Source organism: Rhodococcus sp. BS-15, from assembly GCF_000813105.1.
Lineage (GTDB): Bacteria > Actinomycetota > Actinomycetes > Mycobacteriales > Mycobacteriaceae > Rhodococcoides.
This window is the reverse complement of sequence record NZ_BAOX01000267.1, coordinates 1-6,738: the sequence shown is the minus strand read 5'-3', so window position 1 is coordinate 6,738 and position 6,738 is coordinate 1. Positions and strand designations below refer to the sequence as shown.

The window sequence follows — 6,738 nt, the reverse complement described above, 5'->3', positions numbered from 1 at the left end:
GACCGTGGGTGCACCTGGCTGGTCGTCGACGACGACCTTCCGGCCCAGCGAATCGACACCATGCTCGCCCGATCCGGTGCGCACTGGTCGTTGGTGCCGGGCGAGCGGGCCGTGCGGTCGACCGTGGCGCTGCCGTCGAGGTCCGGGGCGAGCTCGGCCGACCATCTCGCGTACCTGATCTTCACGTCCGGCACCACCGGTGAGCCCAAGGTGATCGCTGTGGAGCACGGCGCACTTGCTCGCCATCTTTCCGGTACGTGCTCGCGTTTCGACTATCGGCCGACCGACGTCGTGTTGGTGTTCGGCTCCGTGGCCTTCGATGCGTCGCTCGAACAGTTGTTGGGTGCACTGTATGTCGGTGCTACTGCGGTGGGCAGACCGAAGGACATCGTTGCGCCGACCGAACTCGCACAGTTCCTGAACGACTTCGCCGTCACCGTGTTCAACCCGCCCACAGGCTATTGGACCCAGTTCACCTCCGCTGCGCTACCCCCGACCGTGCGCACGGTCATCGTCGGTGGAGAGGCGTTGCCGGCGTGGGCAACTCGCGTACCGGACGGGGTGGCGCTCTGGAACGCGTACGGCCCGACGGAGGCGGTGGTGACGGCGCTCGCCCACCGCGTCGACGGCCGGGTGATCGATCCACTCCCGATCGGCACGTCGCAGCCGGGCCGCGGTGCTGCGGTCCTCGGCCCCGATCTGCTGCAGGTCGCCGACGGCGTGATCGGCGAGATCTGGCTGACCGGCATTCTGGCCGCAGGCTATCTGGGAGACCCCCGAAGTACGGCCGATGCGTTCCGGCCGAACTCGGTCACCGGAGCATCGGCCGGCGAACGGATGTATCGCACTGCAGATCTGGGGTTCAGGGCTGCCGACGGTTCCATCACGTTCGTCGGCCGGGTCGACCGTCAGGCGAAGGTCCGAGGATACCGAGTCGATCCGGCCGAGATCGAGACCGCGGCGGTTGCAGTGGACGGCGTGGTCTCGGCGCGCGCACTGCTCGTAGCACCCAGCGACGGTGTGGCGGTGCGCATCGAATGCGTTGTCGTGGTTCGAGACAGGGACGCTCGGTCCGTTCGTGCGGCAATGGGAACCACCCTGCCTGCCCATCTGGTGCCGTCGCGTGTGCACGTGGTCCCCGAGTTGCCGCTGACCCGAAACGGGAAAGTGGACGACGTCGCGTTGCGCACTCGGATTCTCGCCGGTACCTCAGCCGTGGGTGACCCCGGCGACGCCGCCGACATCGACGGGATCGTCACCTCGGCGGTGCGGGAGGTTCTCGGAGTCACCGATCGAAACGTCGGGTTCGTTTCCGCCGGAGGCGATTCGCTGCGTGCGCTGGAACTGTCGGCGATAGTGCGGCGCAGCGGTGTCGTACTCGACGTACGGGTAGCCCTCGCCGACGGCACCGTCGATGCCCTGGTGGCAACCGCATCCGTCGACCCGTCTGCCATGGCCGACGGTACCCAGCCGAATCGCAGCCGACTTCTACCGCCGGCAGTGCACTGGTTCAGCGATCGCGTGTCGAGCGAGCCGATCGCACAGTGGAACATGGCAATTCGGCTCGATCTGGACTTCCTGCCGGACAGTGCCCACGTGGACGCGGCAGTAGCGGAGGTGCTTCGCGTACACCCCATGCTTCGAGTCCGACTCGAAGAGACGGACTCGGTTCGGGAGTTCGTTCTCACGGAGGCATGCCCTGTTCTGTTCTTCTTCGACACGGTCGAACACGAAGTGACGAACGCGTGCAAGCGGGTGTTCAACATGTTGACCGGCCGAGTCGGCATCGACAACGGCACACCGATCGGTTTCGGCGTCGTCCGAGCGATGGACTCGGGTGCGGCCACGATCATCGTGCTGGCGCATCACCTCGTCATGGATGTCGTGTCCCTGCACATCGTTGCGGGCGACCTGATCGAGGCCATCGCTCACGGCAACGACGGCGCTCGTCTTCCGTCCGAGCGCACCAGCGTTCACGAGTGGGTGCAATGGCTGGCCTCCGACGCGAGCGCGCCCGGTGCGTACGAGCGATGCCGCGCGGCCTATCGAGGACTGAGGCCGATGGGCGCTGATGCCGGACGCGTCGATCCGGGCACCGAGGGCGACGCGGTCTCGGTGCACCGAAGTGTTCCCGCCGCGGTGATCGACGCGGCGACGGCAGCCGTCGGTGCCAGTGTCGAGGAGATCCTGCAGTCGGCGGCGGTCACGGCGTACGCCGAGACAGCAGGTGCAGCGCCGGTCGTCATCGAAGTCGAGACGCACGGACGTGAGCTCGATGCGGAGGGTATCGATCTGACCCGAACCGTCGGGTGGTTCACCGGACTGTCCGCGGTTCCGGTGCACCCCGCGACACCGGGTGAGCAGATATCCGAGATCCGCTCGAGGCGAACGTGTCTCGGCGCGACCGGCCAGCTGCCCACGTTCCTGCGGTACGTCCTCGGGTCGGACCCGTGCCCGGGACTGCGTCCACACGTCGGCGTGAACTACGTCGGGAGACTCGACGCCGATCGGACGGGCTCGGCGGGTGCGTACGGCGAGGGGCACCTGCGTGCCGCGCACGCCGCGCGACCGGTCGCCGTACAGATCGACGCCTGGTTCAGAGGCGCGGAATTCGTCGTGGCGGTCGAACACGTGGACGGGGAGTCGGCGGAACTGGTCGCGGATGCGATCGTGGCGGCGGTGACAGCCGCGACGACGGCCCGGCCGATTGCGGTCGAGGCAGGACTGTGTGCGATCGATCTGCGCGGCAACACGATCGACGACGTACTTGCTTCCGGGCCTGTCGAGGCCCTCGCGCCGCTCACCGAGGTACAGGAGGCGATGTACCTGCGCAGCGGTTCCGATCCCGCTGCTGCATACGTCGAGCAGATCGTCCTGAGACTGCCGGACGGCGTCGAGGTCGACCGGCTGTGCGCAGCCGTCCGATCCGCGGTCGCGGTGATGCCGCTTCTACGCGGCGACATCGTATGGGAGGGGCTCGCCGATCCGATCCTGGTGGTGCGAGCGCACGCCGAACCGGTCTTCGTGTCCGACACCCTCGATGCCGGGATCGAAGTCGATTCTCTCGCAGAAGGTTCCGCGCTCTTTCGGGCGACCATCTCGAACGGTGCACTGATCCTGACCTTCCATCATCTCGTCGCCGATGGCTGGACTGTCCGAATGCTGCTGCAGCACATAAACGATCACTACTTCGATCGCCCCGTGCCGACGGACGCCGATCACCGGATGCTCCTGCACATGGTGGTATCGGCGAATCGGCAACGACCCCCCTCTCTCGACCGTTCCCCGGCCACGCTGCTGCCACCACTCGATCCGGACGCACCCGCGGCGGGCCACGGGAACATCGATCTGACCCGCTCTGTCGAACCGGGGGCTGCTCGGCAACTCCGGCGGGCCGCCGCCCGACGCGGTGTCACTCTGGCATCACTTGCCCACGCCGGCTGGGCACTGCTGCTCGGCCGGTCCGGTCCGCACGTGCGGTTCGGCAGTGTGGGACAACACCGTCCGGCGGGCCACGACGATGCGCCCGGCATGTACATCGAAACCCGCACGCTGGATGTGCGACTGCCCGCCGATGTCGACGTTCTGCTGAAGTCGATGCACAGCGCTCTGCGAACAGAGGCTGAATCCGATGTGCACGAACATGATCCAAATGATGTCGTCACCGCCGGTGTCGGTGCCATGTACGAGACCGCGGTGATCGTCGACGACGCGCGAGGAACCGGTTCGGCCGCAGAGTTTCTCGGTCGCCCCGTCGATGTGCTGTCGACCCGTGAACGCACGGGCCTTGCGGTGACCGCGTCGGTGATCGACCACGGCGGCGCGTCGGGCATCGAGGTGACCCTCAACTGCGATCTGGAGCAGGTGACCGAGCAGGACGGACACCGCATCCTGAAGGATCTTCTCGCGATCCTGGCCGAGCTCGCCGAGCCTGCCGATTCCACGGACCGACGCGTTCCCGATCTGCCCATCAGCACCACAGCCGACTCTGCACCGAGGAGCACACGTTGACCACCACCACCAGCACGGCGATCGACGTCGGGGCCGACGCGACCGGTTGGATCGATTCTCATCTGATCGAACTCCGCGAGATTCTCACGACCGAGGGCGTGCTGCGTCTGCGCGGTCTCGGGGAGGCAGTTCGCGAGTTCGACGCGATCACCGAAACCGTGACGGGCGCTGCGCCACTCGAGTACCACGGCGGCGCAACGCCGCGTACCCGAATCGATCGAAACGTGTACTCGTCCACGGATTTCCCGTCCGAGTATGCGATCGATCTGCACTCGGAGATGGCGTACTCGCGTACCTGGCCGCTCTATCTCGCATTCTGCTGTGCGCAACCTCCACGTTCCGGCGGGGCCACTCCGCTTGCATCGACGGTGGCGATCGCCGAGCGAATTCCGAGCGCGCTTGCCGAGCGGCTCCGTCTCCTCGGCATCCGGTACCGGCGCGCCTTTCACCCGCTGCTCGGCACCGACTGGCGCAGCGCGTACGGCGTGAACGACGAGGCCGAGCTTCTCGACGCTGCCGCCCGACGCGGAGAGGACGTGCGGATCGACGGTGACGTCGTCACGTCGTCGTGGACTCTGCCTGCGTACCGAGACAGCGAGGGCGGCGTCGAGTCGTGGTTCAACCAGATGGTCGCGTTCAACGTGCGCACGCTGCCGTCAGGAGTGCGAGAGGACTTGCTCGACGTCGTGGGTGAGGACGGAATTCCCAAGAACACTCTGCTCGGTGACGGCACGCCGTTCGTCGAATCCGACATCAGCGCGGTACGTGATGCGGTCGACGCGACATCGACCGCTGTGCCCTGGGCGGCAGGAGATCTGACCATCGTCGACAATCGCCGCTTCGCACACGGACGGCAGCCGTACACCGGCTCCCGGGAGGTGCGGGTGTGCATGACCGGAGAGGGGAGTTGGGTATGACCGCCGATACGTTGTTCGCTCGTTTGGCCGGGGCCTGGGTCGCGGTCGACGACAGTGCGGGCCACGAACCGAACGGGGTGAGGGCGCACGTGGCCGACACCTCCGTCGATGCTGTCGAGGCCGCCGTCCATGCTGCGCTGACACCGTTTCTGTTGGGGGAAGGCACTATCGGTTCGCTACGGACGACGCGTACCGGTGCCGGTTGGGTGGTGGACGCCGGTGACATCATCATCACCGCCACATCCGAACGGGTGGAGGTCTCGGGGCAGGCGGACGGGTGGACACTCGATTCGTTGGTCGCGCACTCCATCGCGACCGAAACGGCACGCCGACTCGACGCGGGTATCGCCGGTCACGTGCCCTTGCCCGCGGCGGAACAGTTCGAGAACGTCGATGTCGTCGAGCGCATCCGCACACATGCCCGAATCACACCCGACCGCACTGCCATTCGTTCCGCTACCGCGACTGTCGACTATGCGGACCTGGTCCGCGCTGCCGAGGTACGTGCCGACGAACTCGATGCATCACGAGCCGGTCAGGTGGTTGCGGTGCGATTCGATCGGTCGATCGGTTCGGTGGTGGAACTGCTCGGAGCCCTGATCTCGGGGCGCGCCTATCTGTTGTTGTCCTCCGACGACGAATCCGGTTATGCCCGCATCGCATCGACCATCGCCTCGGATCAGGAATCGGCCTCCGGCGGGTTCGATCGAACGTCGGCCTCCGCCGCCGCGTACGTGCAGTTCACGTCGGGAACGTCGGGGAAGCCGAAGGCGATCGTCGTCGAACGGGCTCAGTTGTCGGCCTACTGCGCTTTTCTCGAGGCCGAGAACCTCTGCGGCCCAGGGGTGACCATGCCGGTCCTCAGCGCTCCTGAATTCGACGCCATCGTCAAGCAGATCTGGGGGCAGCTCACCGCCGGGGGCACGGTGGTGCTGCCCGAGTCGGGCGACGTACTACGGGAGATCGACCGCGCCACTGCGATAGACAACGTGTCGATCAACACGGTGCCGGCCGTGTGGAATCAATTCCTGGACGTGGCGACGCACCGTCCGATCACGACGCAGGGAACGCTACTGCTCGGTGGTGAGGCGCTCGATCCGGTTCTGGTCGACCGCACCCGGGCTCTGTGGCCGGGCGTACGTATCGTCAACCTGTACGGACCGTCCGAATGCACCTCCAACGCAACGTGGTTGCGCGAGGTCACCCGCAGACGCGATCGCACGCCCATCGGCGCCGCGATCCGTGGTTCGGTCGCAGTGGTACTCGATGACCGCCTCACCCCAGTACCCGTAGGCGCTGTCGGGACCCTGCACATCGCGGGCGACAGCGTTGCGCGGGGCTACCACGGCGACACGCGTCGCACCGCGGCTTCGTTCCTGCCCATGGCAGTGGACTGCGGAACCGGATCGGGCACCAGGATGTACGCGACCGGCGACCGGGTGCGAGCCACGTCCGACGGGCTGGTCTATCTCGGCCGTACCGATGCCGAAGTGAAGGTCAACGGAGTCCGCACCGACCTCGAGGCTCTGCGCAACGATATCGCCGTCGTCCCGGGGGTGACCAGAGCCGCCGTGGTCGTGGTGGACGGCGGGATCGAAGTCGTCGTCGAATGCGCACCGCAACAGCGGGACGATGTGCTCGGATCGGTGCGAGAACGAGTCGACACCACCTGGCGACGCGAATTGCGCACCAGCCAGGTGCGTTGGGTGGCCGAGATTCCTCGTACCGAGGTGGGCAAGGTCGACGTCGCGGCCCTCGCCCGGCACGCGGACCGGCCGGCTGTGTCCGAAGGCCTCGAACCGACGGCGGA

At 66.8% G+C, this 6,738-nt stretch carries 3 protein-coding genes; all 3 read left to right on the top strand.

From position 1 onward, the window contains the following. Positions 1–4,011: condensation domain-containing protein (locus tag RHBS_RS22120; RefSeq protein WP_145977567.1), on the top strand; the 4,011-nt coding region annotated here is incomplete at its 5' end. After that, positions 4,008–4,928, top strand: coding sequence for a TauD/TfdA family dioxygenase (locus RHBS_RS22115; protein WP_187298597.1), 921 nt, complete (start codon positions 4,008–4,010; stop codon positions 4,926–4,928). The genes RHBS_RS22120 and RHBS_RS22115, both read left to right, overlap by 4 nt. Then, positions 4,925–6,738: AMP-binding protein (locus RHBS_RS22110; protein ID WP_145977566.1), on the top strand; the 1,814-nt coding region annotated here is incomplete at its 3' end. The genes RHBS_RS22115 and RHBS_RS22110, both read left to right, overlap by 4 nt.